Raw genomic sequence first — 16,988 nt, 5'->3', positions numbered from 1 at the left:
CCCGGGTTACCTGCCCGCCTCGCGCCTTTATCGATCGAAGGCTGTCACGCCCGGCTGTGGAGGCAGCGAAGACGGATGCGCGCTGTGTGGCCTGGCATGGCCGGGCCCGTGGCCGGGGGTGTTGCGCCTGAGCAGCGGTGTCCGCAAAGTGCCGGGCACAGCTCGGCGTGCAAGGCGAGGGATTCGTCGCGCGGTGGCGTGCGCGGCAGGTGCCGGGATCGGGGTGTGACCTTGGGGCGGCCGGTGGCAACGGTGGGTCGAGGGACGGGGGCCCCAGGTGCCGAGAGCCTGGCGGAGGTTGGCACGGCATTCGAGATCGGCGACGGCAGCACCTTCCCGACCGCCCGCCGTCGGTGGTGACAGCTTCGACTACGTCGGGGCCGTCAGCACCCTCCACTTGGGCGTCTCGACGCCATCAGGACATCACTGTCGGGATCACTGCGAACGTCGCGGTGGCCGCTTGCCGCAACGCCCGCCGCCAGGGCGCCTCGCTGGGCGAGACCAGTCGGCAGATGGAGAACACTCTGATCGAGCAGTTCGGTACCAGCCGCTACGGGGCACCCCGCCGGTACGACACCCACCACCGGGGGATCACCGCCCTCGAATACGGCCAGGCCGTGCCCGTCCTCGTCACCACCCTGGAACAGCTCCAGCAACACGGCGCGGACGCGGCGGTGTGGCGGCGGCTGGGACGGACGGGCGAGCAGACGCTGACCGCCGCGCTCGACAACCCCGACGGCGACGCCCTCTACCGCCGCCAGGCCGCCCGCGCCGATGCGGACGAGGAGCAGCGCCGGGCCGCTGAGCGGGAGCCCGGCGCCCGGTGTGCAAGCGGTGCGGGGCGAAGTTCCTCCCGCAGCGGGTATGTCTGCGAGCCGGAGATCGACCTCCCCGTCCCTGGCCCCGACTTCGCCCGCCGGATCACATGTTTGCTGGCTGCCGCAGTCCAGCGGACAGAAGCCCGCGACCGTGGGTCCCGCCCCACCACCAGATCCTCGGCCTCGCCGACAGTGCGGCCGTAGGTAGGAGATACCCTGCTGGCCTTCCTGCCGCGTCAGGGAGACGGCCTCGTTGAGCGGTCAGCGTGCTGCGGTGGTGAGCGTGCTCGCCATCTGCTGGCCTATGAGACAGCCTGGGCGCCGCGGTCGGTGGCGGCGTGGACCAGGATCCCATGGCAACCATCGTCGGAGAGAAAGAGGGACACGGCCTCGGCGACGGCGCTCTCGAACTGCTTCTCGTGGCCCGAGTGGATCTTGATCTGGGCGATCTCGGTGATCACAGCGGTGTTCCTGCTCCTGTGTCAGCCGTCTCGGTCGTAGTCGTAGCTCTCGGCGGTGGCCTGGCCTTGCTCGGCGTCGACGCGCGTGGTGATGCCCGACTCGACGAGGGTGCGGGTGGCGTCGACCGAGGCGTAGATCCAGAGGATGCGCATGGGTTCGGTGGCGGAGGCGTTGCGGAAGCGGTGGGGGGTGCCGACGGGGACGTAGGTGGTGTCGAACCGGGTGAGGTGGTGTTCGGTGCCGTCGATCTCCACGAACGCTTCGCCTTCGAGGATGGTCACGCTCTCGGGGCAGTTGTGAGTGTGCAGGGCGATACCGGCGCCGCCCTCGAAGAGGGTCTGCCCGGTGAGGAAGACCTCGGCGCCGACGGCCCGGGTGACCAGGGGGATGGTGCGGGCGCCACCGCCGCGACTGAAGGAGGTCAGTTCGGCCGGGCGCAGGACGGCGGGCGGGAAGGAGACGAAGCAGGGCTCGTCGGTGGGGTGGTTCACGGAGCCTCCATGAGGAGTGGGACAAGGGGAGCGCTCATGCGGTCGTTGCGGCCACCGCCCGGACCGTCCTCGGGATGACGAGTCTCGGCGCCCGGCCGGCCGCACCGATAGGCCTGCACCCGGCGGGCCGCAACGAGACGCCGTACGGCCCACCGGGCACTGGGAACCTCCGCGGCGTCGCGTGCCGCTCAGGTGACGCTGATGGCGCCGGTGACCACGGCGAACAGGATGTAAGCGGCGGAGACAAGGACGCCCCAGCGCAGGGCGTGCCTCTGGAAGTCGCCGAGTTCGGCCTTGACCAGTCCCAGTAGCACCCACAGGGGGCGCTGGTGGGGCCCATCATGTGGAGGACCTGGCCGATGCCTCCGGCGCGGGCGATCTCATTGGCGGGGATCCCGTAGTGCGCGGCGGATTCCGCGAGGACGGGCACGACGCCGAACCAGTAGGCGTCGTTCGACATGAAGAAGCCGAGCGGCAGGGCGAGGATGGCGGTGAACAGCGGGATGACGTTGCCCCAGCCGTCGGGGACGACGGCGAGGGCCGCGTCGGCCATGGCTTTGATCATGCCGGAGTCGGTCATGATGCCGGTGAAGACGCCCGCGGCCAGCACGAGGATCATCACGGGGACGGCGTTGGCGGCCTGGCGTTTGATGAGGTCCTGCTGGTCGCCGATGGAACGGATGTTGACGAGCAGGGCGATGACGAACGCCACCATGAACAGCACGAGCAGGTCGGCGACCTCGAGAATCAGCAGCACCATCAGCGGCAGGGTGAGGGCGGCGTTGAACCACATGCGCCAGTCCGCCTTGACCGGCTCGAAGGCCTCGCCGGAGGCGATCTCCAGCTTGTAGGCGGCGAGCTTCTCCGGCTCGATCTTGTGGCGCTCGCGCAGCCCGAGCCAGTAGGCGACGGCGATGATGGCCAGGCTGGTGAGGGCCATCGAAGCGGCGGTCACCCTGGCATCGTTTTGCTCTGGCGAGACACTGCGGGGGCGGCGTGCCGACGGTCTGCTGACGTCGGCACGCCGCCCCTGATCACCTGGAGGCCGTGGCAGTGCCCGTCAGAAGGCCAGGCTCCAGGAGTCGATGTAACCGGTGTCGCCCGAGTACAGGTCGGTCACCCGCAGCTGCCAGGTGCCGGACGCCGGGGACGAGGAGGCGCTGACCGTGTAGGTGGCCAGGACGTTGTCGGCGCTGTCTGAGGAGCTGGCGCTCTTCAGCAGGCGGACGGTGCCGTTCGGCGCGACCAGCTCGATCTTCAGGTCACCGCGGTAGGTGTGCTTGATGTCCACCGAGACCTTGAGGTCCGAGGGGGCGTAGCCGCTGATGCCGGTCACGACGATATTCGAGTAGACGTAGCGGCCGTCCCCATCGGGGATGGACCAGTTGTCGGGGTTGGTGAAGACCTGCTCGGCGGGGTCCGGGTCCGGCGTGGTGCCGCCGCCCATCGCGCTTAGTGTGCGCGCGGCGTCCGCGAGGCCGAAGCCGCAGCCGCCGGAACAGGTGCCGGGCAGGGTACGGGCGTTGTTCTTGATCAGGGACTCGGCCTGGGCCGGGGTGACGGCCGGGTTCTTCTCGTACATCAGTGCGGCGAGGCCGGCGACGTGCGGCGCGGCCATGCTGGTGCCCTGGTAGGCCCGGTAGGTCTCGGAACTGGGCGTGGTGGTGCTGCTGTTCACCGTGGAGAGGATGCCGTTGGCCGCGCTGACGGCGGTCTCACCGCCGGGAGCCGTGATGTCGACGACCGAGCCGTAGCTGGAGTAGCTCGCGCGGTTGCCTTCGCGGTCGCTCGCCGCGACGGTGACGACGTTGCCGCAGTTGGCCGGGGTGAAGTTGGAGGCGTTGACGTTGCTGTTGCCGGCGGCGACGACGACGGTCGTGCCACGGCCCACGGCACCGTTGATGGCGTTCTGGGTCACGGTCTGGCAGGCGCCGGAGCCGCCGAGGCTGAGGTTGATGACGTCGGCCGGGGTGGGGTTGGCGGGCACGCCGGGGACGGAGCCGCCGGATGCCCACACGATGGCGTCGGCTATGTCGGCGGTGCTGCCGCCGCAGCGGCCGAGGACGCGCACGGGCTGCACCTTCGCGTTGTACGCGACACCGGCGACGCCCTTGCCGTTGTTCGCGACGGCGGCGACGGTGCCGACAACGTGCGTGCCGTGCCACGAGGAATCGCTCGTCCGGGAACCTGAGGAGCACTCGTTCTCGAGGGTCCAGTCACCCTCGTCCAGGGGGTTGCCGTCCCGGCCGCCGCCGTCCCGTGCGACCCACGGGTCGGAGATGAAGTCGTACCCCGCCATGATGTTGGCGTCGAGGTCGGAGTGGTAGACGTAGCCGGTGTCGATGACGGCGATGTTGACGCCCCGCCCGGTGGCGCCGCCGGCCCAGGCGTTCTGGATGTTCATGCCCGCGGTCGCCTCGAAGAAGTCCCACTGGCTGGGGTAGGACGTGTCGTTGGGGCCGGCCATTGCGTACATGCGGGTGTCCCGGTCGACGTACGCGACGTCCGGGTCGGCCTCGAAGGCGTCGATGACGTCCTGGAGCGAGCTGCCTTTCAGCTCGTCCCCGAGGTCGACGAGCGCGGCGCCGGTGCCCAGCCGGCGCTCGAAGGCGAGGTCCTCGCCGGCCTTCCTGCCCTTGGACCTGGCGTCCTTCTTCGCCTCGGCGTCGGACTTGGCCTCTTGGGCCTTCTTCACGTACCCGACGATGAGGCGCTCGACGGGCGTCTCGGCGGCCTTCGTTCCCGCCGGGTCGGTGGGCGGGGCGCTCGGCGCCGCGATGACCGGGGTCATGCCCGCGCCGAGGAGCGCGGCCGTCGTCACCCCCAGCAGGGATATGCGCAGGCGTGTGGAACCGTTCAAGGTGGGGCTGCCTTTCGCGATCCGGCACCGGGGTGGGTGCGCGGCGAAATGGTTTGCTCATGACAATGCGTGCCGTCCGCGTCAGACCGTACGAAAAGTGGAGCCAGGGGAGAGGTGACGGCCTGGTGGGGGACGCGGGTGGCACGACCGGGGCACCAGGCGTGGTCTCGGTGAACTCCCCGCGATCAGCACCCGTCGAACCGGTGGCTGGAACCTACGGGTGTTCCCGGGCCGCCCACCATCCGGGGGGTGTCGGCTACGGATACGCAAAAATTCCCCGGGGCCGCTCCGACGGCCCTAGTGAGCAAGGTCGGAAGCAACACGAAATGCCTCATCAACGCGCTGAAGGCAGTTTTCCGCACACTGCGCGACCGCCCGAGACGGGACTTGCTGCCCGAGGAAGCCTCCTGCGCGCCACGGAATGGGAACGTGTTCGAAACCATGGCCGCGTGGCTGAGATCGACGCCCTGCGTGCCCGTTCGCCCGCGCCCGCGGTGAACACGCTGGAGGAAACCTCGGACTCACGGAGCACGCCTTGATCCGGCTGCTCCGTCCGCGCAGGTCGGCCGAACACCCGGTGGCCCGGCCGTGAGGGCCCGCATCGGCCCGATTCGCCGCTCAAGGCACTGCTCCGCTGAGCTGGAGGCGCCGAAGGGCGCTGGGCTGCACACGGTGCTCCAGTTCAAGCGCGTGGAGATCGGCCGCGACGGGCGGCTTGTCACTCGCGAAGCTCAGCACGTAATGCGCACCCACTGGGACGACGTCGACCGCACTGGCGATCCACTGCGGGGCGCCCTGATGCGACGAGGCTGCGGGCGCCGGCAGGACCGGGTAACACGATTGGAGATCGCCATGGACGTCTTCCACGGCTTCGGGGTGGAGCGCGAACTGATCGGCGGACGCGTCGCTGCGCGATTACCCTTCTCGGCGATGAGGCACGTCCCTGAGGAACACTGCCTCCAGAGGCGAAGATGGTGTGGCTGCGGCTGTTCGAGCCCATGACCCACGTCGTGACCGCTTATGTCATCCGGTGCGCTGCGACCGGCTGGGCCGTATCCATGGTTTTTCGAGAGATTCGCCCCCCTGCGAGTCATCACCCGCGAGGCGGGCAGGTGCCACCCCCGAGTTGTCTGCCAGCCCCCTGCCCTACTACTCGAGCTGAGCGGTCGGCTGTGAGTTGGGCGTGCGGGCATCCACCGGGTGATCTGCGGCTCCGAGCAGCAGCAGCGCGTGCGGCCACAACTCGTCGAGGACAGTGGGGTCGTTCTTGACCTTGGCGAACATGACCAGTCCTTCGAGGTGGGCGACTACGGCTCGCGCGGTGGTCGCTGTGGCTCGCTCGCGGGGGATGGTTCCCTCGTCGGCGGCGTCGTTGAGGGTCCCGACGACGAGTGCGATCTGTTCGTCGAAGACCTCTTCCAGGCGGGCCCGCACGGCGGGCTCCTGGGTGGACAGCTCCAGTGTGAGGTTGCCGAGGAGGCAGCCCTCGACTGTTCCCGAGGTCTCCTTCATCCGGCGCTGAAGCTGCGCCATGGTGTCCAATAGCCGCCGCAGGCGGTCGAGAGCGGGTCCGGTGGCGGCCAGCTCGGCGGTCCAACAGCCGCGCTCGGCCTCCCAGTAGGCGTTGACGGTCTCGATCGTCAAGGCCTGCTTGGATTCGAAGAAGTGGTAGAAGCTGCCCTTCTTCACCTCTGCCTTGGCGCAAATTTCAGCGACACCGAGGCTGCTGTAGCTGCGGCTCCGCATTAGTTCACCGGTGGCGTCAATGAGGCGCTCGCGTGCCGTACTGGTGCGACCCATGAGGCGAGTATACGTGCGGTCAACTATCAGACTGGTCCGGCTGGCTGATAGTTGACCGGTCGTCTAGTGTGGATGTTGATCCGCACACCGCATCGCAGAGAACGAAGGACCATCCATGCCCGCGCCACTTTCCATCGTCATTGCTCATCACAGCGGCTACGGCCACACCGGGCGCCAAGCTGCCGCCGTCGCGGCCGGCGTCGACTCGCTCCCCGGCGTGCGCGCCGATCTGCGAGACGTCACCACTCTGGACGACAGTCTCTGGGCGGCTCTTGAGACAGCTGACGCGATCATCTTCGGCTCGCCCACCTACATGGGGTCCACCTCCGCCGTCTTTCAGCGGTTTGCCGAGGCCAGCGGCAAGGTATGGACCGAGCAGGGCTGGCAGGGCAAGCTCGCGGCCGGCTTCACCAACTCAGCCGGCATCAACGGCAACAAGGACAACGCTCTGCTTTCCCTGGCCGTCCTCGCCGCGCAGCACGGCATGACATGGGTCTCGCTCGGCCTGCTCCCCGGCTGGGCCTACACCTCCACCGGCAGCCCGGACGACCTCAACCGTCTCGGCGGCTTCGTCGGCGCCATGGCTCAGTCCTCCTCCGATCTGGGCCCCGACCAAGCCCCCACCGACTCCGACCTGCGCACCGCCCACCACCTCGGCGCCCGCGTCGCCCGCACCGCACTCCAGTTCGCCCACGGCCGCGAGGCCGCTGCCCTGGCGATGACCGCATGAGCGGCCCGGGCCGACTCGGCGATCTGCTGGGCATCGACCACCCCATCGTTCAGGGCCCCTTCGGCGGCGGGCTTTCCTCCGTCGCCCTTGCCGCCGCGGTCAGCGAGAGCGGTGGCCTCGGTTCATACGGCGCGCACATCCTCACCCCTGATGCGATCACCGGACTCGTCACCGAACTCACAGCCGCCACGAGCCGGCCGTTCGCCGTGAACCTCTGGGTGCCCCTTGAGGGCGAGCGCTCCGCACTGCCGGACAACATCGCACTCACCGCCCACACCGAGCGGCTCCGTCCCTTCTACGACGAACTCGGCGCCGCCGCCCCCACCCACGAGGTCGTCGAAGCCCTGCCGGCCTTCGACGACCAGGTCGACGCGCTCCTCGCCGCCGCGCCACCGGCCATCAGCTTCGTCATGGGCATCCCGCCTCGCCGTATCATCGACGAGGCACACCGCCGGGGCATCACCTTGATCGGTACGGCGACGACTGTGGACGAGGCCGTCGCCCTCGACGACGCGGGCCTCGACGCGATCGTGGCCTCGGGCAGCGACGCCGGCGGGCACCGCGGGGCCTTCCTCGCGCCCATACGGGAGTCGCTGGTGGGCACCTTCTCGCTGGTGCCGCAGGTCGCCGACGCCGTGACCGTGCCCGTCATCGCCGCGGGCGGCATCGCCGACGGCCGCGGCATCCGAGCAGCTCTCACCCTCGGCGCCGACGCCGTGCAGATCGGCACCGCGTTCCTCGCCACCCGGGAATCCGGCGCGAGTGACGCCCACAAGCGTCAGCTCGGGACCCCAACGGCCCGTACGACTGTCCTCACCCGGCTCTTCTCCGGCCGCACCGCCCGCGGCATACCCAACCGTTTCGTTCAAGACATGGCGGCGTACGAGGACGCCGTGCCCCCATACCCCATCCAGAACGCCCTGATGCAGCCCATCCGACGGGCAGCGGCCGCCCAGGGGAGGCCGGAGTACATGAACCTGTGGGCCGGACAGGCGGCGGCGCTGGCCGACGATGACCTGAGCGCAACGGACTACATCGCCTACTTGGTGAAGGAGCTCCCGCCTCCGGGCGTTCCCTTCGGACCAGCTTGCGCCCGCTGAAGGAGCCCGTCGCGGAGTGCGGCCGGTGTCGCCTTGATCGAGTGCCAGTCCGAGTCACCGGCACTCGACCACGGTGCAGGCGCCAGGCGGTCTGGCCGACCGGCTTCCCGCACCGCGGGTCAGAGGGCGACGACCGCCCGCACCAGCGTCCCCTCAGCCGAGCGCCGCACGCAGGTGTCGACGGAGTACGCGTCGACCAGCGCGAGCCCGCGGCCATAATCGGCATCCATGTCCGCTGCCTCGCACCGCGGTGCGGGACGCTCCCGCCACCGCCCGCGGTCGTGCACCGTCACCGTCAGAGTGGCTTCGTCGGCTGCGAAGGCCACCGCCAGGTCCGCGCTGCCGCTGTGCAGGATGACGTTGGTCGCCAGCTCGCTCACTATCACGGTGAGCGCCTCCTCCGCCGCATCGGACAGTCGGCGACCGCGCGCCACCGCTCGCGCCAGCCAGCGCAGGCGAGGCACCGCGCCGGGAACCGCCGAGAGGTCCGCCACGGCCAGGACATGCCCGTTGGCGGGCGACGTCGACTCGCGGCGCCCCTCATGCCGCGGCGGTGGTCCACCCGTGAGGGGAAGAGCCCCACTGGGACGCTCGGTGATCATGTTGCTCACGCCGGACTCCTGCCTGACAGCCGACGGCGTCGGCGGCGGCGATCCCCGTCTGTCCAAAACCACGAGGCCTTACGGAGTCAACCCTCCACGCCATCCAGGTGCCCGGCAATCAGGGCAGACTGAGTACGGATACGCAAACAACAAAAGGCTGCGTCGAAAATGGGGTGACGTGCGATGCCGGACACTGGCGAGAGGCCGGAGGCGGCGCTGCTGAGACGACTCAGAGCGGCACTCGACCCCGAAGGCCCCGGCCGTCCAGTCCTGCTGCTGGTCGAGGGCGCCGCAGGTACGGGCAAGAGCCGCCTGCTGCACCGTCTGGCTGCGGCACTGCCCGAAGCCGTGCGGTGGGCCGCCCCCGGTAGTCCGCTGCCCGGCCAGGGACCCGTGCTTCTCCTCGTCGAGGACGTGCATCGCGCGTCGCCAGCCGGTGCCGCGAGCCTGCGCCGGCTGCTCGCCGCCCCGCCTGACCACCTCGCGTGTGCCCTGAGCTACCGTCCCGAGGAACTCGCCAAGCCGGGTTTGGTCCTCGGCCATGGAACAGAGTTCCCCGCCTCCCTCACCGTGGTACGGCACGTCCTCCGGCCGCTCGACGTCGCCGCCGTTCGCCACCTCGCCCAGCGCGCGCTCGGCGAGGACCGCTGCACGGACGCCTTGGCTGCCGCCCTGCACCGTGCGTCCGGTGGTGTCGCCCAGACCGTCATCGACCTTCTCGACGGGATGGCCACAGAGCCACCCACCGCCGGTCAGCCGTCGGCCGCCGACCTCGGCCTGCCGGACACGCCTCCCCGCCTCGAGGCGCTGGTGCTGCGACGCACCGCCGCAGTGCCCGAGGAACACCGGCAGATCATCTTCGCCGCCGCCGTCCTGGACGAGTCCGCCACGTCTCGCGACCTCGCGACCGTATCCGGCCTCACCGGCCGGGCCGCCGACAACGCTCTCACCGCCGCACTACGGGCCGCCGCCCTCGAGGACCGCGGCGAAGGCCGGTACGGCTTCACTTCGCCGCTCGCCGCCGCCACCGTCCGCCGCGCGGCGATCGGGCCGGCCCGCGAGATGCTGCACCGGCGGGCCGCGCAACTGCTCGCAAGGCGCCAGCCCGTCCCGTGGGAGCGCGTAGCCGAACACCGCCGCGCCTGCGGTGACGGACGGAACTGGCTGCGCGCCGTCGAACGAGCCGCCCACCAATACGAGGCCGCTGGCGAGCAGCAGCGTGCCGTGAGCCTGCTGGAATCGGCACTGGCCACCGGCCCGGTCCCCGAACAGGCCCGTTCACGGCTCGCCACGCGGCTGGCCCGCTGTGCCGTGGTGGGCCTGCGCTCCGACCAGACCCTGAAAGTCCTGCGGCACATCGTGGCCGACCCCCGTCTTCCCCCTGCCGTGCGCGGTGAGATCCGGCTGGACCTCGGGCTCCTGCAGTGCAACCAGATGGGACAGGTCATAGAGGGGCGAAACGCGCTCACCCGCGCCGTGGAGGAATTGCAGGACCGGCCGGCGCCGCTGGCCCGGGCGATGTCTGCACTCGCCATGCCCTATGGGCCGGACGCGTCCTTCGCCGAAAACGTCGCCTGGATCGAGCGCGCCGTGGCCGTGGCGGAGGCCTCGGGCAATCCAGTGGTGCAAGCCGCCGTCGCCGCCAACCGGGTGAGCGTCCTGCTCAACAGCGGCGACCCGGCCGCCTGGCCGTTCGTCGACCGCCTGCACCGTGACAGTGGCCTCGTCGCCTCCCGCCAGCAAACCGCCCGCGGCCTGTGCAACGCAGCGGACGCGGCGGTCTGGCTCGGCCACTACGAGAAATCGCGGGACCTGCTGGCCGAGGGCGTCGACCTGGCCTCACGCAGCGGCGCCGCCTACGCCGAACAGACCGGCCGTGGCTGCGCACTCGTCCTCGACTGGGCGACCGGGCACTGGGACGGGCTCGCCGACCGGGGCCGCGCCTTCGTGGAGGAAGCCGGCGACATGCCCTACCTGGCCTCCGACGCCCGGATGGTCCTGGGACTGCTCGCTCTGTCCCGCGGCGACTGGGCTGAGACAGCCACCCATCTGGTCGGCCCTGACGCGACCGACCTCGACACCGGCCCAGTGCCGATTTCGGCCACCATTTCCGGCGCCCTGATCCGGCTTGCCCTGGCACACGACGACATGCGGCAAGCGGTGGTCGAGGCGTCCGCGGCGTGGCGACGCCTGCACGCCAAGGGCATCTGGGCCTGGGCGGCCGAGCTCGCGCCCTGGGCGGTGGAAGCGACCGTGCGAGTCGGCGACCCGGCCACTGCGGAGGCCATGATCGAGGTGTTCACCGCCGGGCTCCGGGGCCGAGACGCGCCGTCGGCCGAGGCGGCTCTCATCTGGACCCGAGGCGTCCTGGCCGAACACTCGAACCGGACCGCCGAGGCCGCCACCCACTACGAGCGCAGCGCCGACGCGTACCGGGCCCTGTCACGCCCCTACCCCGAGGCGCTCACTGCCGCGGCGGGTGCACGCTGCCTCTTGGCCTTGAAAGGGGATGCGGACCCCGCCGCCGTGGTGCTCACCGAGCGCGCCCTGGTCTTCGACTCCCTCGGCGCGACGTGGGACGCCGCTCGCACCCGCGCCGACCTGCGACGCCTGCGACCTGCAGGGGAACGCCGGCCGCCCGGCCGCCCTCGGTTCGGCGACGTGCTCTCGCCGCGCGAGGAGGAGGTCGCGGAACTTGCTGCAGCGGGCATGTCCAACCGGGAGATAGCCGCCACACTGCACCTGTCCCCGCGCACCGTTGAGCAGCACGTGGCCCGGGCGCTGCAGAAGACTGGCGTGCGCTCCCGGCAACAGCTCGGCCAAGCGCTGGCCGAGGCCTCGAGTTGAATGGGTATCCGTGAGTGTCGGCCCCCGGATGGTGTGTGAACTGTGATCACGTCACGATCTCTTCCGGCGCCGCATCAATTCCTGATGAGGTGCCGCAGCGGGCCGCCTGCCACCGCTACGTCCCCCACACAGGCGTGTGCGACCCGACGGCATGCGCACCGGCCAGCACCGGGCCTCGCGGCGCCCGCCCCGTCTCCGGAAGGTCCCCACTCCTTCCGGAGACGGCTCTGGGAGGAGGGCGTGGCGGTACTGCCAAGGACATTCTCCCTACCTGGACACGTCGGACGCGCTGATGCACTGGGCGGCGGCCACCGCACTCGTCCGTCTGTCCGCTTTCGACCAGGCAGTTGTCAGCACCGCTTTGCTCACTCTGCTCGGCCGGGTCGCAAAGAGCTCAGCGTCGCAGCCCACAGCATTGACGCCTGCCTGCCCCACAGAGCCCGGGATCGTTCAGGGACCCGCACCCGCAAAGCCATCGAGCAGCTCTTTCCCGCCCCTCTGCCACCTCCCTCACCCGAGCGCACCGCACAGTCTGAAGCCTCACGCACTGCGGTGTGAGCGGAGTGGTTTTAGCAACGTGAAAGGCGTCTTCCGTCAAGGCGCCCACGCCCTGGCTTCGACCACCGGTGGATCTCCCGCCTGGGGGCGAAGGCCCTGCCGACGGTGACCCGCCGCGGGAACCTCAGCTGTTGAACGTGTTCAATAATGGGCGTGGGCTTGCGGTGCTCCGGTGCCGCAAGCCCACCTCCTTGGAGACTTCTGGTGAACGGACAGCCAATGAACCTCAGGCACCACTGCACGGCTCTTGCGGCTTGCTACATCGGGCTGGTTACCGCGGGCGCGACCGCCTACGGTGCCGCCCAAGCAGACGGTGGCTGGGCGGGGGAGGTGCTGCACACGGCCGTCTTTCCGGGATACGCGATCTTCGTCGTCTTGGTCATCTACCCGATCATGTGGCTCTCCGGCGCCGAATGGAACATGTCCGATGAGACCGTGCACCCCTTGAGTCACGTCCCCCCTTTCGTCGCGGGCGCGGTAGTGAACGCCTTGCTTGCGTGGGGCATGACCCGCTTCCTTCGACACTTTCGGCGCGAGAGCCGCCGTAGCGGCGGATCGCGGTGAGTACCGTTGCGGAGCCAACGTGCCGGTCGTGATGCCCGCGGTGGGGGTGTGATCGGCGTCGTGGACTCGCCGGTTGCGATGTGCCGGTTCGGTGTCAGTGGGTTGATGTCATGACGGAGCGTCTGGTCGCTGGCGGAATACTGACGACAGTGCGCTCACTGGCGTGCCGAATGCCTCTCCCTGTGCCTGTCGGATCACGAGCTCCATTTGTCGCAGTACTCGATGTGGATCTCGCGTGCGTCGCCGAGGACGCCGTCGTTGGAGTGGAGCTCCGTGCAGAAGTACGGATAGTTCGGGTGGACGGGGACGTAGCCGGGCCCGTTGCGGGCGATGTCGAGAAAGTGCCGGGCGGTCTCCCTGAACACCTTCGCGCTGCCGGTCATGAACAGGGTCTCGGCGTGGAGGTGCTGATGAAACAGGTCCCGGTTCTCCCGGTAGTGCCGTGCTTCGTAGTCGACCACGAGATCGCTTCCAGGTGCTGAGCCGGGCAAGGTCACAGTCTGCGGACGGCCTGGACCGAGGCGTCTGCGGATCTCTTTCCAGCGTGCTGGTGCGAACTGCAGCGAGTGATGCAGCAAGACGAGATCGAGCTGCCGTGTCGCGTCCTCCGGCAGTTCGCGGGAGGGCGGCTGGTTGCCGCGCATCGGCAGGTGGATCAGCGCGCGTGGTGACGTGGCCGCGAGTACCCATAGGCCACCGATCCGGCGTGCAGCGTCCTCGTCGAGGTAGGCGTCCAGGTGCCGGTCGTGATCGATGAGCACCGCGTGAGGCAGTGGCTGAGCGGGGCGGATGACCTTGTACTCCATTGCCCTGAACCGGGCGTGGTGAATGATGACTGGCAGTCTCATTGGTTCTCCTGGAGACGTTGGCTGACGTCGGCGGCGTAGGCCACCCAGTCGCTGGCCGATGCCTTCTGCCACTGGACGGCGACCTTGATGTGGACGCCGAGCACCGGGCGAGGATCGCGGCGGCAAGCTCCGCAGCGAGGGAGAACAGTGCGGTGGAGCGTTTGGGTCGAATTCCGATTGGCTCCCTCCCTGGCCCGCCCACTGCTGCATCTGCTGGCCCTGCTGGAAGCCGCCCCCAACCCCCGCGCTTCTGTCCGACGCCACCGGCCGCAACGTTACCGCCACCGCACTGGACGCCGCCCTGGCCCGAGCAGTGGCCCAGCCGGCGCGCCCGGCACGGACGATGCCGTCCACGGCCCGGGCGAGATGAGGAGGGCGATGCACCAAAGGGCGGGGTCGCTGCCGGGCAGACTGAGGGCCACGACCTCGCGGACCAGCTCGACGTCTTCGTCCTGCGCCGCATGTGCGGCATGCCCGCCCGGGACGTAGCCGACCTCCTTGGCGTCCCGCCAGCACTGTGCGCTCCGATGAACGCCACGCCGAACACTTCCTGTAAAGCGTCCTTTACCCACCGTCCGAAACACACGGAAAAAGACCTCGTGACCCGCCGCATCGACGACATCATGTCCAAGGCCATGCTGGTCCCGACCGTACCCATCACCCCCCATCACCCAGCCCGGGCCCACTACCCTTGGCAGCCCGCCGGCAAAGCAGAGCGCCGCGGTGGCCGCCGAAGACGCGGACTACCTGGCTGGCATCGACCGGGTCATGAGCCGCGTCGGACTCTCGGCTGGACAACCTGTGAGCGCTGGCCCGCCCCGCACCGTCAGCTGCCCGACCCCGCACATCTCCAGGACGCCGACTTCCTTCAGCCGTACGGGGATCGCCCCAGGATCGTGTCCGGGCGGTCCGGGGCGCCCACCGTTCCACGCGGTGGAACCGTCGTCTCAGGCCGTAACCGCCCCGCGAGTGGCGGAGGTGACCCGCCACCGGATGTCTCCCGTCCATGACACGAAGCGGACGACTGGTGGGCTGGCGGTGGGACGGGCGGTGGACGAAACGGCTGGCCGTAAGTTCCGCAAGGATGGCCCTCACGCCGCTGCCGCCGATCACTGCCGCCCGGAACACTGAAGACGCTCGCGCGCTCTGGTAACTCCCTGGGTTCGGCGGGGTGCAGTGGCGGCCACCAGACGTGGGGACGGCACCGGTATCCCAGCGGCGGCAGCCGATCGAAACGTCATACGGAGGAAGAATGCCTAAGTTGGTCAAAACCAGTGTCTCGCCGCCGGGGCCGTCGCACTCGTCGCCGGTACACCTACGGCAACGCCGAGTTCCAGAACCGCTCGGTCGGCATCTCCCGACGTCGAGTTGCACATCAGCGGCTGCCTTCAGGCCATCATCTACACCTACCCCTACAGCGGTACGACCGAGACCCGCACCGCATGGGACTGCGGCACCAAGACGTTCGGCTTCACCATGGAGGTGGACAAGCCCGGCGGCCCCTCCGAGGCCTACGTCACGCTCGCCGAGCTCAACAGCGACGGTTTCAGCACCTGGCTCGGGTCGAGGCTCCTGGTCCGCCCGTGACGGCACCAGTGACGACCTGAGCAGGCGACGCCCCGAGGCGCTGCCACGAAGGACGCGGGACCATCGATCGGCGTCGCGCCATCGCGGTCCGGGGACGCCGAGCCTGCCAGCCGGCGGAGCAGCGCAGTGGCCGTAGTAACGACAGTGCCCATGCGCTCGGTCGCGCGGAGCAGCCCTGCGAGTCTTCACACCCGGACGCCGTTGCCGCATAGGGGGGCGGGTGCAACGGGCCTTCGGACCGCCCAGAGCCGCGCAGTTGCGGCGATGCTACGCCACCACAGGGAGAGAGAATGAGGAAGATACTGCACCGGGCCGGTGTGCTCCTGGCTTCGGTCCTCGCGCCGCTCGTCGTGGCACCGACCACGCCGGCACACGCTGCCGACTCCGTCACGCCGTTCGTGATCAGTTACGGCAATTCCAAGCTGGAGGGCAAGCTGGAGTGGAACCAACGGTCCGTAACTTTCAGCGGCAACCAGGTCGTGGTCACCGGATCGGGCTGCCGACGGGCGGAGTTCAAGGCCACGAACGGCTCGATCAGTGACGTCGGGTCCACCAGCGAACGTTGCGCCGCTGGCGTATGGCCGTTCCGGGGAACACTCACCATCGACCAGGCAGGCGGTCCGAATCTGGTGAACGTGACCTGGGCGGGGACCGACGCGAACGACCCCCAGTGGTACACCATCTACCGGATGGAGTGCACCCGCACGGGATGCGTTATCCACTGAGCTGACTGCGGACGGCGTCCCACCGTGGATGCACCGCTCCGCACGGTAGCGACCGGACGGCAGGGCCGGGGATGAGCGTGAACGTCGTGCCGTCGGCGCGGCGAGTGGCCGGCGGGCCATCCACCGTCTGGCCGACGGGCGGGTGAATCGTATGCCGGTGGGGCGTCTTCGGTGGCTCCTTCCTACCGGTCACCCCTCATCCATCACTGCCGATCCAGCGATCCAGGACCGCTCCGGGCACCTGGCACCCGTGTGCCGTGAGCCGGGGCACGTTCGGCACCCACGAAAGGGAAGTAGGTCATGAAGAAGTTGTTGAGTCGGGCTGGTGTGCTGCTCGCATCGGTGCTGGGGGCGTTTGCCGTAATGCCTGCCGCACCGGCGCAGGCGGCTGACGCGGTGACGCCGTTTGTGCTCACCTACGGAAACTCCAAACTCGAAGGCAAGTTGGAGTGGAACCAGCGTTCCGTGACCTTCAGCGGTTACCAGACCGTCGCCTCGGGATCCGGTTGCCGACGGGCGGAGTTCAGGGCTTCCAACGGCATGGTCTTCGACTGGGGGTACGTCAGCCAAAGGTGCGTCGCGGGCAAATGGCCGTTCCAGGGAACCCTCACCGTCGACAAACCTGGTGGCCCTTCCTACGTGGACATCATGTGGTACGGAGCCGCCACGCAAGACGCAGAGTGGAATTCCATCGGACAGCTGTACTGCACCCGTACGGGCTGCTCCTACTGAGTCAGGCGGACCGCGGGCCGGCGCTGAGCGGAGCACCGGACAGTGTTCCCGCTGACCCGCGGCATGCCGACACCCAGAGAACATTTCGCCGGTCCGCCGCCGCGGCATGCCGGAGTGAGCCGGACACCGAGCGGGCCTCCACGGGAGGCAGCCGCGAGCCTGGCAGCCGAGTGCATATTGCCGCCATGGCCGAGCAGCCGGCAGCCGTCTCTGCGTCTGCCGGCAGCCGACAGTCGGCGAGCCAGAGCACAGTCCTAACGACCC

Annotated in this window: 15 protein-coding genes; 8 read left to right on the top strand and 7 right to left on the bottom strand. The window is 69.4% G+C overall.

What is annotated here, in order from left to right; translation table 11 throughout:
- Positions 1-512: 512 nt before the first annotated feature.
- Positions 513-1,022: a hypothetical protein gene (locus CCN42_RS43805; RefSeq protein WP_245877424.1), complete on the top strand. Its 510-nt coding sequence runs from the start codon at positions 513-515 to the stop codon at positions 1,020-1,022.
- 98 nt (positions 1,023-1,120) lie between these two features.
- On the opposite strand, the gene CCN42_RS22810 is transcribed toward CCN42_RS43805, so the two are convergent.
- The 5 genes from CCN42_RS22810 to CCN42_RS22785 form a co-directional block, all read right to left on the bottom strand.
- Positions 1,121-1,279, bottom strand: a complete 159-nt coding sequence (locus tag CCN42_RS22810) for an antibiotic biosynthesis monooxygenase (RefSeq protein WP_086738342.1) — start codon at positions 1,277-1,279, stop codon at positions 1,121-1,123.
- A gap of 21 nt (positions 1,280-1,300) precedes the next feature.
- Positions 1,301-1,771: a cupin domain-containing protein gene (locus CCN42_RS22805; protein ID WP_086738339.1), complete on the bottom strand. Its 471-nt coding sequence runs from the start codon at positions 1,769-1,771 to the stop codon at positions 1,301-1,303.
- 34 nt (positions 1,772-1,805) lie between these two features.
- Entirely contained in the window at positions 1,806-2,726 is a 921-nt protein-coding gene (locus tag CCN42_RS22800) for an SLC13 family permease (protein ID WP_245877423.1), read from the bottom strand.
- A gap of 105 nt (positions 2,727-2,831) precedes the next feature.
- Positions 2,832-4,562: a S8 family serine peptidase gene (locus CCN42_RS22795; protein ID WP_086738347.1), complete on the bottom strand. Its 1,731-nt coding sequence runs from the start codon at positions 4,560-4,562 to the stop codon at positions 2,832-2,834.
- Positions 4,563-5,780: 1,218 nt separating this feature from the next.
- Positions 5,781-6,431 carry a TetR/AcrR family transcriptional regulator gene (locus CCN42_RS22785; protein WP_086738334.1) on the bottom strand — a complete coding sequence of 217 codons (651 nt, stop codon included), beginning with the start codon at positions 6,429-6,431 and terminating at the stop codon, positions 5,781-5,783.
- Positions 6,432-6,546: 115 nt separating this feature from the next.
- Between CCN42_RS22785 and CCN42_RS22780 the strand changes: the two genes are divergently transcribed.
- Both CCN42_RS22780 and CCN42_RS22775 read left to right on the top strand, forming a co-directional pair.
- Entirely contained in the window at positions 6,547-7,161 is a 615-nt protein-coding gene (locus CCN42_RS22780) for a flavodoxin family protein (RefSeq protein ID WP_086738331.1), read from the top strand.
- Entirely contained in the window at positions 7,158-8,261 is a 1,104-nt protein-coding gene (locus CCN42_RS22775) for an NAD(P)H-dependent flavin oxidoreductase (protein ID WP_086738328.1), read from the top strand. The genes CCN42_RS22780 and CCN42_RS22775 overlap by 4 nt, the downstream gene beginning before the upstream one ends.
- Before the next feature lie 119 nt (positions 8,262-8,380).
- Here the strand turns inward: CCN42_RS22775 and CCN42_RS22770 are convergent, their stop codons facing one another.
- Entirely contained in the window at positions 8,381-8,863 is a 483-nt protein-coding gene (locus tag CCN42_RS22770; RefSeq protein WP_086738344.1) for an ATP-binding protein, read from the bottom strand.
- 183 nt (positions 8,864-9,046) lie between these two features.
- Here CCN42_RS22770 and CCN42_RS22765 point away from each other — a divergent pair, with 183 nt between their 5' ends.
- Together CCN42_RS22765 and CCN42_RS22760 are read left to right on the top strand one after the other, a co-directional pair.
- Positions 9,047-11,710: a LuxR C-terminal-related transcriptional regulator gene (locus CCN42_RS22765; protein ID WP_086738325.1), complete on the top strand. Its 2,664-nt coding sequence runs from the start codon at positions 9,047-9,049 to the stop codon at positions 11,708-11,710.
- Positions 11,711-12,487: 777 nt separating this feature from the next.
- The gene (locus CCN42_RS22760) at positions 12,488-12,832 is read left to right on the top strand and encodes a hypothetical protein (RefSeq protein WP_086738322.1); all 345 of its coding nucleotides are present in this window, start codon (positions 12,488-12,490) and stop codon (positions 12,830-12,832) included.
- Positions 12,833-13,026: 194 nt separating this feature from the next.
- Here the strand turns inward: CCN42_RS22760 and CCN42_RS22755 are convergent, their stop codons facing one another.
- Entirely contained in the window at positions 13,027-13,680 is a 654-nt protein-coding gene (locus CCN42_RS22755) for a hypothetical protein (protein ID WP_086738319.1), read from the bottom strand.
- A gap of 1,368 nt (positions 13,681-15,048) precedes the next feature.
- Between CCN42_RS22755 and CCN42_RS22750 the strand changes: the two genes are divergently transcribed.
- The 3 genes from CCN42_RS22750 (at position 15,049) to CCN42_RS22740 (ending at position 16,724) form a co-directional block, all read left to right on the top strand.
- Complete coding sequence (locus tag CCN42_RS22750; RefSeq protein ID WP_086738316.1) at positions 15,049-15,267, top strand: hypothetical protein; 219 nt, start codon at positions 15,049-15,051, stop codon at positions 15,265-15,267.
- A gap of 290 nt (positions 15,268-15,557) precedes the next feature.
- Entirely contained in the window at positions 15,558-15,992 is a 435-nt protein-coding gene (locus tag CCN42_RS22745; protein WP_086738315.1) for a hypothetical protein, read from the top strand.
- A 300-nt stretch (positions 15,993-16,292) separates the two neighbouring features.
- Positions 16,293-16,724, top strand: coding sequence for a hypothetical protein (locus CCN42_RS22740; RefSeq protein WP_086738312.1), 432 nt, complete (start codon positions 16,293-16,295; stop codon positions 16,722-16,724).
- The last annotated feature ends 264 nt before the right edge of the window (positions 16,725-16,988 follow it).

The sequence above is a fragment of the Streptomyces glaucescens genome (assembly GCF_002154375.1).
In the GTDB taxonomy this organism is placed as follows: Bacteria; Actinomycetota; Actinomycetes; order Streptomycetales; family Streptomycetaceae; genus Streptomyces; species Streptomyces glaucescens.
Note: the sequence above shows the minus strand (reverse complement) of the source record. Positions and strands in the feature narration are given on the sequence as shown.